8 protein-coding genes and 1 pseudogene are annotated in these 16,009 nt (G+C 63.0%); 2 read left to right on the top strand and 7 right to left on the bottom strand.

Going from position 1 to position 16,009, the window contains the following annotated elements; translation table 11 throughout:
* The 7 genes from KUV72_RS19540 to glmS form a co-directional block, all read right to left on the bottom strand.
* The coding region (locus KUV72_RS19540) for an Ig-like domain-containing protein (RefSeq protein WP_222239491.1) at window positions 1–2,813 on the bottom strand (2,813 nt) is incomplete at its 3' end.
* Between the two features lie 612 nt (window positions 2,814–3,425).
* Window positions 3,426–4,469 (bottom strand): glycosyltransferase, encoded by a 1,044-nt coding sequence (locus tag KUV72_RS19535; protein WP_222239490.1) that lies wholly within the window; start codon window positions 4,467–4,469, stop codon window positions 3,426–3,428.
* Window positions 4,466–4,789, bottom strand: coding sequence for a hypothetical protein (locus tag KUV72_RS19530; RefSeq protein ID WP_222239489.1), 324 nt, complete (start codon window positions 4,787–4,789; stop codon window positions 4,466–4,468). The genes KUV72_RS19535 and KUV72_RS19530 overlap by 4 nt, the downstream gene beginning before the upstream one ends.
* A 52-nt stretch (window positions 4,790–4,841) precedes the next feature.
* A complete protein-coding gene (locus tag KUV72_RS19525; RefSeq protein WP_222239488.1) occupies window positions 4,842–7,127 on the bottom strand; it encodes a glycosyltransferase family 2 protein in 2,286 nt (761 codons plus the stop codon).
* Window positions 7,128–7,214: 87 nt separating this feature from the next.
* Window positions 7,215–9,623, bottom strand: coding sequence for a glycosyltransferase family 2 protein (locus KUV72_RS19520; protein ID WP_222239487.1), 2,409 nt, complete (start codon window positions 9,621–9,623; stop codon window positions 7,215–7,217).
* Window positions 9,624–9,646: 23 nt separating this feature from the next.
* Window positions 9,647–12,970 (bottom strand): glycosyltransferase, encoded by a 3,324-nt coding sequence (locus KUV72_RS19515; protein ID WP_222239486.1) that lies wholly within the window; start codon window positions 12,968–12,970, stop codon window positions 9,647–9,649.
* A gap of 45 nt (window positions 12,971–13,015) precedes the next feature.
* Window positions 13,016–14,881, bottom strand: coding sequence for a glutamine--fructose-6-phosphate transaminase (isomerizing) (glmS, locus tag KUV72_RS19510; RefSeq protein WP_222239485.1), 1,866 nt, complete (start codon window positions 14,879–14,881; stop codon window positions 13,016–13,018).
* A 227-nt stretch (window positions 14,882–15,108) separates the two neighbouring features.
* On the opposite strand from glmS, the gene KUV72_RS19505 reads away from it, so the two are divergent.
* Together KUV72_RS19505 and KUV72_RS19500 are read left to right on the top strand one after the other, a co-directional pair.
* On the top strand, window positions 15,109–15,354 hold the full coding sequence (locus tag KUV72_RS19505) for a hypothetical protein (protein WP_222239484.1): 246 nt from the start codon (window positions 15,109–15,111) through the stop codon (window positions 15,352–15,354).
* Window positions 15,355–15,812: 458 nt separating this feature from the next.
* Window positions 15,813–16,009: pseudogene (locus KUV72_RS19500) on the top strand (DUF1153 domain-containing protein); the annotation flags it as partial.

Here is a 16,009-nt window from a genome sequence, read left to right as displayed (position 1 = left end):
TCCGTCGTCACGGTATAGGTCACGTCGTCCGCGTTATCGATCTGCAGGGTAATAGTGTCACCGGCCTGGGTGCCGGCGGTCAGACCAACGCTGGCCTGAACCCCATCGGACAGCTCAGCGGCGTTGACCGTGTCATCTGAAGCCTCGGCGATTGCCAGCGTCGGCGCGTCGGTGCCGGCGTCACCGCCAGGACTGGTGGTGTCCACGCTCAGTTCAAAGGCGGCGCTTGGCTCTGAAGTATTGTCAGCGGCATCCGTCGCTGTGACTGTCAGGCTATGGATGCCCTCGGCCAGCGGGGCGGTCGGGGTGAAGTTCCAGTTGCCCCTCGCGCTCGCTTCGACGGACCCCAACTCGATACCACCATCGAATATGGTCACCGTACTGCCCGCCTCTGCACTACCAGAGAGCGTCGGAGTGCTGTCGTCGGTGCTGTCACCACTTGTGAGTGTCCCAGTGATGCTACCTTCATCGTCCGCGACCTCTGAAATGGTCGGTGCGACCGGCGGCTGGGTATCGACTAGTGAGGTGTCGACGGTCGTGGTTGCCTGCGGGCCGGTATTGCCCGCCGGGTCTGTCGCAGTCACAGTGACCACGGTGTCGTCTGCCAGCGGAGTATCCGGTGCCACCGACCAGTCACCGGTCGTCTCGTCCGCAGTGGTCGTCAGGTCCGAGGCGCCGTCCCCATCGACGTCGAGCTCAATCGTGCTCCCGGGTTCGGCGGTCCCACTAATCACGGAGCCGTCGGTAGGATTAATGACAGGCGCATCTGGCGCGGTGGTATCGACCGTCAACTCAACGGCATCACTCGCCTCCGAGGTGTTGCCGGCGGCATCGGTGGCGGTGACCGTCAGGCTGTGACTGCCTTCGGCCAGCGGGGCGGTAGGGGTAAAGGTCCAGTTACCGCTCCCGTTCGCCTCGACAGAACCTAGCTCGGTATCACCATCGAATATGGTCACCGTGCTGCCCGCCTCGGCGGTGCCAGACAGCGTCGGAGTGGTGTCGTCGGTGCTGTCACCACTGGTCAGTGCCCCAGTGACGCCACCCTCATCGTCCATGACCTCTGCAATGATCGGGGTCGCCGGGGCAGCAGCGTCTACTGTCAACGACGTTTCCGGGCTTGTGTTACCCGCCGCATCGGTCGCCGTCACCGTGACCACGGTGTCGTCTGCCAGCGGAGTATCCGGTGCCACGGACCAGTCACCGGTCGTCTCGTCCGCAGTGGTCGTCAGGTCCGAGGCGCCGTCCCCATCGACGTCGAGCTCAATCGTGCTCCCGGGTTCGGCGGTCCCACTAATCACGGAGCCGTCGGTAGGATTAATGACAGGCGCATCTGGCGCGGTGGTATCGACCGTCAACTCAACGGCATCACTCGCCTCCGAGGTGTTGCCGGCGGCATCGGTGGCGGTGACCGTCAGGCTGTGACTGCCTTCGGCCAGCGGGGCGGTAGGGGTAAAGGTCCAGTTACCGCTCCCGTTCGCCTCGACAGAACCTAGCTCGGTATCACCATCGAATATGGTCACCGTGCTGCCCGCCTCGGCGGTACCAGACAGCGTCGGAGTGGTGTCGTCGGTGCTGTCACCACTGGTCAGTGCCCCAGTGACGCCACCTTCATCGTCCATGACCTCTGCAATGACCGGGGTCGCCGGGGCAGCAGCGTCTACTATCAACGACGTTTCCGGGCTTGTATTACCCGCCGCATCGGTCGCCGTCACCGTGACCACGGTGTCGTCTGCCAGCGGAGTATCCGGTGCCACCGACCAGTCACCGGTCGTCTCGTCCGCAGTGGTCGTCAGATCCGAGGCGCCGTCCCCATCGACGTCGAGCTCAATCGTGCTCCCGGGTTCAGCGGTCCCACTAATCACGGAGCCGTCGGTAGGATTAATGACAGGCGCATCTGGCGCGGTGGTATCGACCGTCAACTCAACGGCATCGCTCGCCTCCGAGGTGTTGCCGGCGGCATCGGTGGCGGTGACCGTCAGGCTGTGACTGCCTTCGGCCAACGGTTCGCTAGGAGTGAAGCTCCAGTTACCACTATCGTCCGCGATGACGGTTCCCAGCACCGCGTCGCCGTCACGAATGGTGATGGTGCTACCCGCCTCTGCGCTGCCGGATAGCGTCGGGGTGGTATCGTCGGTGCTGTCGCCGCTGGCAAGTGGCCCGGTGGCATCACCCTGATCATCGCGGATGGCGCCGATCTGCGGGGCCGACGGAGCGGTGTCATCGGTGCTGTCGTCGTTATCCTGATCGTCGCCGCTGCCGTCGTCGCTGTCGCTGTTGCCGTCGTCGCCGCTATCGTCGTCGCTATCGCTGCCGTCCTCACTGGCCGGGGCGTCGCTATCATCGTCGCTGCCGCCACCACCACCGCCGCCACCGGCGGCCGCAGCAGCCAGACCCGCAGCGGCGGCGCCGCCAAGAATCGCAGCGCCGGTCCAGCCGCTGCCACCCTCTTCAGCCGCGGCCACCATCTCGAAGCCTGCCATGTCGGGCTGGGGAACGTACTGCGCGGCAACGACGCCGTTGTCGGCGGCCGGCGCCAAGTCAGCCCAGACGACGCCACCTTCATCATCAACCAGGTAAAGCTCACTCTGTCCTGCGCCAGCGTCGGTATAGAACCCGACGATCTTCAGGGCCTGGCCGTTGGCCATCTCTACTATCAGGTCGTCACCGTCTCTGACAAGGGAGGCAATATCCTCTGGACTGATGTCCAGCAATACCTTGCTTGATGTCTCGAGAACGAGTTCTCCCTCGACTTCCCACGCGACAGCCTCGGAAAGTTCTTCTCCCAGACGGCTAACCTTGACAGTCATTCCCATGCGACACCCCTTGTCATTATTACCTGTTCCCGAACACCACACCCGATGTCATCACGACACGGCGGGCTGACCAGATACGTAGTTATGGCTAATTAGGGATGTACAACGCAGACGGCGAGTTATTCAAGCATGGAATAATCGATTTTAATTTCGGAAACAATCGTTTACTTAACGATTAAGCTCTTAAAATCCATATTAAACAGCAACATAAATTCACCAAATATTTAATAACCGCCTCTACCACTAAAGCCTTAGTCGTTTGTAAATTGTTGAAAAACAAACGCCTTTTAATATTTATATTTTGATTAATTTATGTAACCAAGTGAATATCAAGCGTCACAATATACAACATTTTTTATTGTTTATTAGATCAATAAAAATACGCCTTAAGGCCTTCACTGTTTCCCCTTGCGGCATTGAAAGGTGATCGAGCAACTCCAAACACAAATGAAACCGATTATCGAAAGAGAAGTTCATGCACTTCCACCCGACGTCAACGCAAAAAAAAACGGCGGAAGAGACTTATCCCTTCCGCCGTTCTCGTCAATAACCGCACTGTAACCAGAGGCCCTAGCTGGTAATGAAGCTTGCCCTTTCAGATGATGGCTGCGCTCACCGGCCCATGTGCCTTGTTCTCTCCCACCAGAATGCCTGCGCCCTGACTGGGTCCCCACTGATGCGAGCCTTCCTGGCTGCGTGCCAGGCCATCTCTCGCGTCTTTGCCGGGTCAGCCAGCAGGGTATCGATGGCGTCCCGCCAGGCCTCGGGGTGGTCCTCGACCAGCAGCCCGTCCACGCCATGGCGAACGATCTCGGCGTAGGGCGAGCGGCGGCTGTAGATGCCGACGCCACCCATGGCCGCGATATCCAAAAACTTGATGTGTGACTTGGCGATATTGAAAGCGCTCGGCCACAGCGGCGCAATACCGATATGTAGACGGCAGCTTCGCTGATAGGCCAGAAAGCGCTGCCAGGCCAGTGGCTTTGGCGAAGCCAGACGCTCAAGGTGCGCCAAGGCATCAGGGGTGTGACGCCCGAGCATCACCTCCATCAGAAGCGAAGTGTGGCGAGCATGGGCCTCGACCAGGGCAGGGATGACCCGCTGAAGGTCGGGGAGGTGAGCGCGGGTTCCGTGAAACCCCAGTCGCCAACGAGTCGAGGTGAAATGTTCGAGCGTCGGCAGCGGCGCCAGCAGGGGTGGCTCCAGCAGGGCCACTCGGGGGTGGCGCTCGCGCAGGACCGTAGCCAGGGTGTCACAGCAGGCCACCACCTCGTCGGCCAGCGCCAACAGGCGCGGCTGTCGCGCAGCGTGGCCCGCCATGCGCTGTCGATAGGCACCCGGCAGGCCCGGGTCCGCCGCCGCGGCGCCCAAGTCATCGTCGATCAAATATTGGCAGCTCGCCAATTTAGGGCGATGCATCTCCAGCGCCTCGATCCAGGCCTGTGACAGCGTGCGGCAGACCAGTACATTGGCGTCCGCCAACACGCGCCCCAGCCAGGGCCAGCACCAGCGCGGATGCTGCCAGCGGCCAGTGTCCAGCCGGCGCACCTCGACGCCCTGCTCGACCAGCCATGGACCGGCGGAGCGCAAGAAGTAGATGTCCTCGGTCGGCCGGGCACCATCGCTCAGCACGACCCATTTCGCTGGCGGCGTCATCCTCCGGCCCCACGCTCGCGGTAGCGGCTCAGGCCCCTCTGCCCCAGCGTCACCAGCAGGGCGAGGCCGAAGCAGCCGACCACCGGGGCGGCCACGTCGAGCAGCGAGTCCAGGCTCCAGTGGTGGACCAGTCCGTAATACCAGACCACCGCGTTGCCACCGCCGCCCTTCATCTCGTGCTGGGCGATTTCGCGGCCAACAAAGACCGCCACGCTGATGGCCGCCGCCGACCAACGACCAAACAGCGGCCACAGGCATAGCTGGACGGCGAGGCCGATGATGAAGTGCTCAAGGTGGGAATGATCAAGGGCGGCAAGCATGGGCTGCGGTCACCGGAAGAAAGAGGAGAAAGTCGAAGGCTCGGGCCGCCCGTCAGCGCAGGGTAAAGTCCTCGTGCACCAGGGTCAGGTTGGGATTGTAGGCCGGATCGTTGTCGAGCTGCCTGCCCCAGGTGCGGCGCATGTAGGCGCATTCGGCCAGCCAGCGGGCGCGCTTCTTCGGGGTGTCGTCGGCACCCCGCGAGATCGACTCATGGTGATACAGCTCGGCGTAGGGCGTCCACAGGTTGCGATAGCCCGCCTCGCGCACCCTGAGACAGAAGTCCACGTCGTTGTAGGCCACCGCCAGGTCCGGCTCGTTCAGCCCACCGACCTCCTCGAACACCGCCTTTCTGACCAGCAGGCAGGCCGCGGTCACCGCTGACAGGTTCTGGGTGAGCTTGAGACGCCCCTGAAAGCCCTCTTCATCACGCTGGAAGAATCGGTGGGCATGGCCGGCGATGCTGCCAAGCCCGAGGATGACGCCCCCGTGCTGGACGGTGCCGTTGGGATAGTAGAGCTTGGCGCCCACGCAGCCGATGTCCGGCCGCGACACCTGGGCCACCATTTCACCTAACCAGTGCGGGTCGCAGGGTTCGATGTCATTGTTGACGAGCCCCAGGATCTCACCTCTGGCATTGCGCGCGCCGAAGTTGTTGATGGCGGAATAGTTGAAAGGATAGTTCCAGCGCAACACCCTAACCCGCGAGTCCCGGGCCGCCACCTCCTGCATGTAGTCAAGCGTCTCCTGGCAGCTACTCTGATTGTCGAGGATCAAGAGCTCGAAGTGGCGATAGTGCGTCTCGGAAAGGATCGCATCCACGCAGGGTCTCAGAATATCAACACCGTTGCGGGTAGGCACCAGCAGGCTAACCAGTGGCGCCAGCTCCGGGATCGGCCAGCGAACCCTGACGCTGCCGTCCATCTCGCCGAAGGACGCCACGGCGTTGGTCTGGCGCACCTTGAGGTAGCGCTGAATGGCGCTGAGCATCGCCATATTGTCGTTCGGAGGGCGGGCGCCGCAGCGATGCAACAGGATCGATGGCAAGCGTGCCACGCCGCGGCCGGCCTCGTCTTCCCGGTAGGTAAGGTAACGCAGCGCCCACTCGTGGATCAGCGACTCAGGGCACAGGTGTCTGGGCTGGTCGTGCCACGTCGGAAGCGCCATCAGCACCTCGCGTTTGAACAACACAGGGCTTCCGAGGTACGCCGTGGCGCAAAGCAGATCAGGGTTCCAGCCCGGCTTGAAATGCGGTGAATGACGGACACCCTCGCCGTCCAGGCGGTCCTCGTCGGCATAGATCAACTCAAGCGACGGGCGCTCGTTGATCGCCTGGGCAAAGCGAAACAGGGCATCATCGGTCAAGAGGTCTCCCGGCGACAGAATCCCGACCCACTCTCCTGTGGCCTGCGCAAGACCCAGCGACACCAGGGCGTCGATGTCGCCCCGGTCGGCACCCAGCCAATGCGCCCGCGGCTCGGCGTTCACCAGGCGCTTGAGTGCGGCGAGCTGTCCGCTACCGTAGTCTCCGGAGGTCACAAAGGTGACCTGCCAATGCGGGTAGGCCTGCTTGAGCAACGCCTCGAGCCCGCGTTGTAGATGACGCACTCCCGAAGCGACTACCGGCACCACCAGGCTCAGCGTCGGTGTACTGGCCCACGCCTGCTGCTGGGTGGTCATGGTCGCTGGCCCAGGCCGCTGGTGGATCTCAAGCTGATGGATCCACTGGCGGTAGTTGCGCTTGGAGCACAGGCTGATGAAGGTCTCGTCGTACTCTTCCAGCGCCACTTCGTGCCACAGCACCGTGCGCTGGCGGGCCTTGAGCATCACCTCGTGCTTCACCTGGTCCTTGGTCAGGCCACGGTGGCGCGGGTGGCTGCTAATCAGGCGCTGCAGCAATCGGTCCTCAGCGAAGCGCGGTGTCAGCCAGACCAGCCGGAAGTGCTTGAGGTGGAAACGACCGCGGGCATTCATCGGGCTGAGTTTGACGCTCTTGAGCCCGCGCGGCACTCGCACCAGGCGTTTGGTTATCTTGCCCGCCCGCAGCGGCATCTCGATGCTCATGGATCCTTGACGGGTCTCGAATACAAGCCGTGTGGCTACCCCCGTCACCGAGCGCTCACAGTCCACCTCGATCATGTTCCAACCGGCCATCGGCAGTCGTCCCTCCCAGCGAAACAGGGCGTCGTTGCCAAGCGCGTGCCAGTACTCCCCGTCCCCAGGCTCGAGCTGGGCTTCCGGTACCAGATAGCGGGGACTGCGAATGTGCCATTTCCATGGCGTCGCCAGGCGCTTGTAGTTTGTCGGTCTGACAGGGGTGAGACACAGTTCAGCGGACATAGAGCCTGCACTTGATCAAAAAGAGAAATACACCCGACTCACCATCCCGGGCGAGTCGCGTCATGACACCGCGTCACGGCGTCGGGGTCAGCAAAGTTGCTGTTTTAGACGGCGGCTTTCGGCCATAGGACGCTCCCAGACGGTGAGGCCCCATTCGGCAAGTTTTTCATCGCTTGCCACGATGCGCTTCTGGCTGACCTGGGCAACCTGCTCCTCGGTCAGACGCGACAGCTTGTCGTGGATGGTCTTGGCGAGCGACTCGTTCGCCGATGGCACTTGCACCAGAAATCGTCCATTGGACTGACAGACCAGGTAGTCAGGCGCGACCGCCTCGACCAGCACAGGGTCGATGTTGGCGGCGCTGTGGACAAAAATCAGCCGCGAGAACACCCGGCACAGATAGGAAAACATCGAGTAGGTCGACGACGAGCCGAACACCAGGCAGGTGGCCTGCTCGAGCGCTCGTGGGTACTCGAACACCATCCAGCGCCCGAAGTTGGGTAGCCCAGTATCGTGCACCCGCCACCGGGCATTATTGAACGAGGCCAGCACCTTGGCCTCGCAGCGCTGGGGCGGGTCCAGCTTGTTGCCGAGGTCCCCCCCGACGCTGCGAGCCTTGTAGACGTCCTTGGCAAACAGCGCCTCCAGCTCAGACCGCTCGAGCCCCAGCGCCACGCACAACTCCAACGTGGCGGATCTAGCGCCCTGGTGGGTCCAGTGGCTGTCGGTCTTGAGGTAGGCCTCATCCCCGAGCCCCTGCAACGCCCTGTCGGGATGCACCAGTGAGGCCGCCTCGGGCAGGTCCAACAGCTGCTCCACCGGACTCTTCCCCGCGGCCGTGAACGGATGATAGCGGGAGCCCATTACCGCCTCTTTGGCCGGAGCGACCAGCAGCTTCCAGGGCAGTCCACGCGCTTTCGCGAGTCGCTCGGCGTCGGCCAGGTAGCGCTGCCAGCCCGCCAGCCCACGCGAGGTGAAGCGCAGCCGCCCGCGGTGCTGATCGACACTGGCGTTAGTGTCGTTGTCCAGAAACAGCCACTCATCCTTGCCCTGGAGCACCTTCAGCACCGACGGCACGCTCTCGGGCTCGGCGCAGCGCACCTCCTGAAGCGGCCAGCGGCGCCCGCCCAGATCCAGCTCCAAGTAGAAGTGGGTCAGCCGGTGGGGCACCGTGAAGCGAAAGCCGCAGTAGCGCTGGGGGTGGTCGTCGCCGGGCTGCTCGAACATCTGCTTGATGACGTCGCCGCGCCGAACCTCCAGCGGGTGGGCAAACTCGATGTCAGGCATCCAGCGGGCGAAGATCCGCGCGCCGTCCCGGGCCGCCTCGTGCTCCGGCTTCAACAGCAGCCAGCCCTGGATCAGGCGCCCCGCCGCTTCAAGCCTGTCACCCCGTTCGACAGAGGGGTAGTCGAGCACCCAGTGCAGGATCGGGGTGTCGTCTCGGGCCGCGAAGGCTTCGCGAACACGCTGGGACGCCCGGCGTACCAGGGAGGTGGAGGTGGGACCTATCACCGAACGAATCCTTGAATACGAGTCCCGGGGCGTGCCCGCTTGCCGGCGCTGGGCACTGTTCTGACCTGCGGTGTCGTCAGCGGGCTCGCGCGAGGTGGCCAGGGCCTCGCGTTCCATCTGCGCGTTGACCGCCTCCCCCCGTGCCGCGGCGAGACGGCACGGCTCGTCGTTCTTGTCGTGGCGCTCGAAGTAGTCCCGGCGCTTGACGTAGCCCCGGGAGGCCGCGCTGCCACGGGCCGACTTGCCGGCCAGGAACTCTTCCACCGACTTGACGATGTAGTGGTTGACCCGGGCGCCCTGCCACACTACCGGCTGGCTCAGTCCCAGGCGTGGCTTGCCCTGGTGATCGCGGCGCACCTCGAGCGGACGGCCCAGGGCGTCGACGTGGTGCCCCCGGCGCAGCTCGACATGGTGCGGGTTGACGAAGGCCCCGGCGGCCTCGCGACGCACAATGCTCTTGTAGTGGTGGTTGGGCCCGAAGCTCTGCTTGGCGCGCCGGGTAAAGCGCTCGATCACCAGTCCTTCGTCGTGAAAGCGCGCACCGCCGGAACCAAAGCAGGCCCAGTTCATCACTACCGCGCCCACTTCGGGATCGGCAAAGCGCCGGCCAAGCCAGGGCAGCAACGAGTCATCCGTGCTGGCCTCGTCGGTCCCTTCCCCCCCTTCCTCTCCTTCGCCTCTTTCACCCATGGGCAGCAGGAACTCGTCGGCGTCGATAAAGGCAATGACGTCCACGTCCGCCGGGCACGTCGCCAGTAACCTGGCGTAGGCGCCGAGCTGGGGCGGCTCGCCGTTTCGGGTCGGCACGTCGATCAGCGTCAGATCGCCCCGCTCGGCCCTCGCCGCCAACCACTCACGGGTGCCGTCGCTGCTGTTGTTATCGGCCAGCAAAAAGTGCCCAGCGCCGACCTGGCGATGGTAAGCAAGCCACTCGGGCAGGGCGTCCAGTTCGTTCTTTACGATTGCGGCGACAGCCAACTTCAAGGTGTTCTCCTTATCCATGACCTTCAGCCGCGAAAGAGAGGGAGGTGACGATAGGCCTCTGCCAGCGCTCTGGCTGTGGCCGGTAAATCGAAGTCCTGGGCACGCAGGCGCCCAGCCTCGCCGAGCCGGGCTCCGAGTTCACGACGGGCCGCAAGCCAGGCCAGTCGCTCGGCGACGGCATCGACATCACGAAAGGGCACAAGGTACCCCTGTTGGCCGCTCTCGACCACCTCAGGCAACGCCCCCCAGTCATAGCCGACCACGGGCAGTCCCGCTGCCATCGCCTCCAGGGCGGTACGCCCGAAGGACTCCTGAAACTGTGAAAGACAGACCACCGCGTCCAGCTGCGCCAGCGCCTGGCCGGGCGCCTCGACGTAGCCGCCGTAGCAGATGGTGCTGGTGCGGTGCGTGGTGCGGTTCGTGGCGTTGTCACTTACCTCACCTTGCTGACGGCGCAGCAGCGCCTCGAGCGCCGGCGTGTGCGGGCCAAACAGGGTAAAGACCACGCGGTCGCCGCGCCGATTCATGCACTCAGCCACTCGCTCGAGGTCCGTAAGACCCTTCTTGGGCAGGTTGCTGCTGAGCATGCCGACCCTGAGCGGCCCCGTGGCCGGCGCATCGCGACGCAGCGCAAACAGCGGGGCCAGCTCCGCCGTGTTGGGCACCACACAGACCGGCGGCGTGCTGTCGTGCGGGGCCAGGGTGTCGCCGACAAAGGGACGTGCGGTCACGGCGGAATTGGTGATGATCAGGTCGGCCTGGCGCTTAACCCGCGCCACCATCGCCTCGGGCGTGGTGTCCAGCGTCTGACACAGCTCCGGATCGTGCTCGAGCAGCTCGCGCACGTGGACGACGGTGGGTATGCCAGCGCGTCTAGCGGCCTCCAGCGGCTCATCCAGCACCAGGGTGTTGGCGTGCAAAGCATCGACACCAAAGCGCGTGATCAACGCCTCGAAGCGCTTGACGGTGACCGCCTCCGGCGACTTGCCCCGCTGCCACCAGCCATAGGGCTGTATCGCGACGGCCAGCGACAGCGATCGTATCCGCGTCAGATAGAACGTGTTATGCGCCGCCGGCAGGCTAACGACGAGATTGAAGCCAAGTGAGCGCATGGCCACGAGGGTATCGAGCAGGCTGCGTTCTGCCCCGAAGAGTTCCTCCCCCGCCAGGTGCCCACACACCAACACGGTAGGGGCCGAGGCCTCTGGCGTGGCCTCACCTTCCAGTATCGGCAGGGGCTCACAGCCTTCGGCCTCGCCGACGCTCAGGAAGTGATGCAAGGGGTCGACGTCCCGATCGGCCAGCTCCGGGTAGCGCTCACGGTAGCGATAGCGATAGCCGGAAGCGCTGAAGCCAGGCCCGGGATCGCGACCTTCCTGCTTACCGGACGTACAGTAGTGCTCCAGCGGCTCGATGATGCTCTGCTGCAGGTCGATGTGGCGGCGTAGATACCAGGGGCCATCGAAATAACCACAACCGCCGATCCGGTCCTGCTCGCAGATAACGCTTACCGGCAGATCGCGCCGACAGATCGCTGACGGCGCCACAAAGGGCCGCTGGTCGGTGTCACGCTCCAGCCTTAACTCATCGGCCGTCGCAGCCCGCTGGTGCCAGCGTCGCGCGGCGGCCATGTAGGCCTGGCGTACTCCGACGAACTGCGTCGCCAGGTGGGTCTCCCCGCGCTGGCTCAACGAGTCTGCGTTGGCCCGCCCGAACGCCAGCGGAGTACCCGGTAGCGCCGTGACCACGGCGTCGGGCCCGAAGGCCGCCAACAGGCGTTCGTGGTACTCGCTGTCGGCATTGACGCTGACCTCATCCCAGAAGCCAAGCCGGGAAAGCGCGCTGCGGCGCACCATCAGCGAAGAGATATTGGGGTAGATCCAGCCCTCCGACTCGACCCGCCAGCGATGGAACAGTAGATCATCGGTAGCACGCACCCAGCAGGACAGCGAGGCCATCGCCTTCGGCGCCGCCTCGAGCGCCTCGACCTGGCGCATGATCTTGTCGGGGTGGGACCAGTCGTCGCTGTCGTGGGTGGTCACGCAATTGCCTCGCGCCGCCTCCAGGCCAGTATTGCGAGCGGCGTAGGCGCCGCGGTTCTCATGATGGCGCAATAGGCGCAGCGCGACATGCTCGGGACGCTCCGCCACCAGGCCCTCGAGCACCAACCAGGTCGCGTCGCGACTAGCATCATCGACCACCAGGATCTCGAGCCGTACCCGACGCTGGGCAAACAACGAACGCAGCGCCGTCGCGATCGTCGCCTCGGCGTTGTAGACCGGCACGATCACGCTGACCAGCACACCCGAGTCAACAGACGCGACAGGCCCCGCCGCTAAGGCGGCAGACATCTCGCCAAGACGGTCGAAGTTGAGACCAGAGCTAAGCCGAGAGCCGAGCCGAAAACCGAGCCCAGAGCCGCCATCCACCTTGCCGGAACCCGACTCAGGCGCTGACGAATCCTCAGTGAGCGCGCAAAGCCCTGCGCCTTGCCACATCGCATTGAGCAGGCCCAGGCGCTCGGCGTCCGACCTCTCCCTATCCCGCTCACCACAGCCTTGCTCACCATAACCCTGTACGCCAGAAGCCAGTGCCCAGTTCGCCTGTGCCAGCACCAGATTGGCATCCGAGGCGAAGCCTGAGGCCAACGACGCCAACACTGTTTCGGCCATGGGCCTATAGACCGACACTACTGACGCCTGCCCATCGTCTTCGAGTACCAAGCGACACAACGCCTCGGTGGCCAGCAACCCCGGCCCAATATGTACCGGGTACGCGATCAGCCGCCCTTCGGGCATCAGCCAGGCCGCCACGTCAGACCAGCGCTTCTTCCCTTCACCCTCGCCCCGGAAGGCCGACCAGCGGGCAAGCGCCCAACGCGCATATTCCTGCTCTTCTGGACTGGCTGCCGAAGGCACGACAGCGCCAGTTGAACCCACCGAACCGGCCAAGCCCTTCAGACGAGGCAACATCACGTCCTCGGCACCCCGCCATAGATGATGCTCCCAGGCCAGCGCCCGGTTCTGCCGCGGCAGACGCCCCTCGAATCGCCCATGGCGCAGGAAGTGCACCAACGGATTGATGCCCGCCGCCGCCACATCAGGGTAGGCACGCAGATACCAGGCACCATCGAAGGCAGGCCCCGGCTCAAGCCCCAGCGACACACCCGACGACAGATAATGCGAAACCGCATCACCGGCGCACAGACGCCCCGACACCGGCGCCTGGTTCAGGTACCAGTCAGCATCAAACCAACCCGACGCCTGCACCAGGCGCCTGTCGTCTGGGCGCCCCTCCGACTTCTTACCGAACCGGGAGAGTGCGCGCTTTATCAACCTTGGGGTCAATGGGTTTCCTTCAGTGGTGGTGCGTAGCGAGTACCTAATAGCGTGCTACTCGACGGTCACGCTCTTGGCCAGATTGCGCGGCTTGTCGACGTCGGTGCCCTTGACCAATGCCACGTGGTAAGAGAGCAACTGCAGCGCCACGACATGCAGCACCGGCGACAACACACCATAGTGCTCCGGCATGCGAAGGATATTGACGCCAGGGGATGCCGAGACGTCACTGCAGCCATCGGCAAAGACATAGAGTTCCCCTCCGCGAGCGCTGACTTCCTGCATATTGGCCTTGAGCTTATCGACCAAGGCGTCATTCGGTGCCACCACAACTACCGGCATATCCGCATCGACCAGCGCCAAAGGGCCATGCTTCAACTCACCTGCAGGATAGGCTTCAGCGTGGATATAGCTGATTTCCTTGAGCTTGAGCGCCCCTTCCAGAGCGATCGGATAGTGGTGCCCGCGGCCAAGAAACAACGCGTGATGCTTCTGCGCAAATCGCTGCGACCACTCAACGATGCTCGGCTCAAGCTCGAGCACCTTCTCGACGGCAACAGGCAAGTGCTTCAGCTCGTCGAGATAGCCTCGCTCGATATCGGCGTTCCATTCTCGTCCAGCCCCTTGCGCGTGCTCCCTCGCCAGCAGCAAGGTCAGCAGAAACAGCGCAGCGAGTTGCGTGGTAAAGGCCTTGGTCGATGCAACGCCTATCTCGGGGCCGGCGCGGGTGATAAAACGCAGGGCCGTCTCACGCACGATGGCGGATTCCGGGACGTTACAGATGGACAGCGTATGGCGGTGGCCCAGCGCCTTGGCGTGCTGCAACGCCGCCAGGGTGTCAGCGGTTTCGCCGGACTGCGAGATCACTACGACGAGTTGCGAGGGATTGGCGACGGAGCTGCGATAGCGGTACTCGCTGGCAAGCTCCACTCGGCACGGCAGACCGGCAATCGCTTCGATCCAGTAGCCCGCAGTCATGCCCGCGTAGCTGGACGTGCCACAAGCCAACACCAGAACCGAATCCACTGCGGACAACATGCCTGCCGCATCGGCACCAAAGATGCCAGGGTTGAGACTCGAGGCCCCACTGATCATTTCCAGCGTATTGCCGAGAGCCTGGGGCTGCTCGAAAATTTCCTTCTGCATGAAGTGCTGGTAGTCACCGAGCTCGACCGCATTTGCCGACAACCGGGACACGACCACTTCACGTTCGACCGGAGCGCCGCTGGTATCGACCAAGGTAATAGCATCAGGCGTCAGCAGCCCCACATCACCGTTTTCCAGATAGATAAGGCGATTGGTGACAGGCACGAGCGCCGAAGCGTCCGAGGCCAGATAGTGGCCGTCGTCGCCCACACCCAGCATCAATGGCGAACCTTCCCGGGCAACGACCAGATGTTCGGGCTCATCTTCGGAGATGATCGCTAGCGCATAGGCGCCTTGTAGATGTTTCACCGCCTGCTGCACTGCCTCGAAGAGTGACGCAGCCGGCTCCCGCGCGAAGCGCCCCTTGCCTACCAGACACGCCTGGACAAGGTGGGCCACCGTTTCGGTATCCGTATCGGAGGTAAACGCGTACCCGAGTTCTTCCAGCTCCCGCCGAAGTGACTCGTAATTCTCGATAATGCCGTTATGCACCACCGCCAGACGATCAGAGACGTGGGGATGCGCATTACGCTCCGCCGGCACACCATGGGTCGCCCAACGAGTATGGGCAATACCAACACGGCCATCGATGCCTTGCGTCTCTACCAGAGCGGCTAGCTCCGACACCCGACCCAAAGCACGAGCTCGCGACAAGCCACCATCAATGACCGCCAACCCAGCAGAGTCATATCCACGATATTCCAGCGTTGAAAGGCCGGAGAGAAGGAAAGACGCACATTCCCTTGCGCCGATGGCGCCTACTATTCCACACATAAATGTTCCAATAACAAATAAAGCCTGCTTTTTGCAGACACTAAATAACTACTATAAAAGATTGGGCAATATGTAATCTTCTGTGGAGGGATCCGACCCAGCAATGTCGAGATCGATTAAAATGACACATTGGCCTCGAAGATCATTGATCTGACCCAGTAGCGATGGGCATCCCGCCAAGGAACTTACGCTGAGCAACGTGCCCCTTGAAAAAGCCAGCAACCCTCATGCTGAAGTGGCTCGCCAGCACGCCCGTACCGTCTCCGAGATTTAGAATCTGGCAGGACGAAGCCCTACTACAGATTTATGCGCTAAAAAAGTTTCGCCGCCTGTTCGACGAGGACAACACTGCGATAACGACCAAGGGGAAGCTTGCGCTGGCGCAGTTCACCACCTTCGGCTATAGCCGTTTGGCGTGCATCGTGGGGGTGAATCGCAAGCCGATCCAGCGCATCTTACAGCCCAAAGGCTGACAGGCGCGCAAGCGGCCTCAAGGTTTCCGGTCGCGCGCCCGGAGCCTGCCATCCGTCGCCACTCGGCCTAATTAGCTATGGGCCGCCGACCTTGCCCATATTCGGTGCCGTAAGAATCGGCGGGCAGCCTGGTGGAGGTTATCGAATGTTACACCTGCCCCCGTGAGATCCTTGGTCGACGATTATTGAACAATTGCAGCAGCAAGACGGCTGAAGCAGCACTGAAATAGGCTCTGGTACATCGATTCGGCGCTCTGGGCCGGATTCACCAACCGCTGGCCCTGCGCTCTGACAACGGCCTCATTTTCAGCAGTCGCCAAAATACGACGACAGTGAAGGCCTGCGTGAAGTGACCCCCTCCCGAGCTGCACAGGCTATAGTGCAGCCATCAGGAGGACAGAATGACTGACGACAACCCCATCAAGCGATAGACCGCGAAGCGCAAGGCCTCCGTGGTCATGGACATCTTCAAGGGCAAGACCACAGCAGCTGAGCTGGCCCGCCAATATGATCTCACCGTCTCCGAGATCGAAGGTTGGGTCGATGAGGCCCAGCGCAGTATGGAAAACGGGTTCAGGGCTCGTCCGAAGGACGTCAGAGAGCAGTACGAATCTGAACTGCGGGAGACCAAAGAGGCGCTGGGTGAGGCCCACCT

This window comes from Halomonas sp. DP4Y7-1 (assembly GCF_019800705.1).
Lineage (GTDB): Bacteria > Pseudomonadota > Gammaproteobacteria > Pseudomonadales > Halomonadaceae > Halomonas > Halomonas litopenaei_A.
This window is presented reverse-complemented; position numbering and strand designations above follow the sequence as displayed.

Coding starts and splice junctions, on each gene's coding strand:
- KUV72_RS19535 (WP_222239490.1), bottom strand. CDS start 4,469: ATGACGCCGCCAGCGAAATGGGTCGTGCTGAGCGATGGTGCCCGGCCG.
- KUV72_RS19530 (WP_222239489.1), bottom strand. CDS start 4,789: ATGCTTGCCGCCCTTGATCATTCCCACCTTGAGCACTTCATCATCGGC.
- KUV72_RS19525 (WP_222239488.1), bottom strand. CDS start 7,127: ATGTCCGCTGAACTGTGTCTCACCCCTGTCAGACCGACAAACTACAAG.
- glmS (WP_222239485.1), bottom strand. CDS start 14,881: ATGTGTGGAATAGTAGGCGCCATCGGCGCAAGGGAATGTGCGTCTTTC.
- KUV72_RS19505 (WP_222239484.1), top strand. CDS start 15,109: ATGCTGAAGTGGCTCGCCAGCACGCCCGTACCGTCTCCGAGATTTAGA.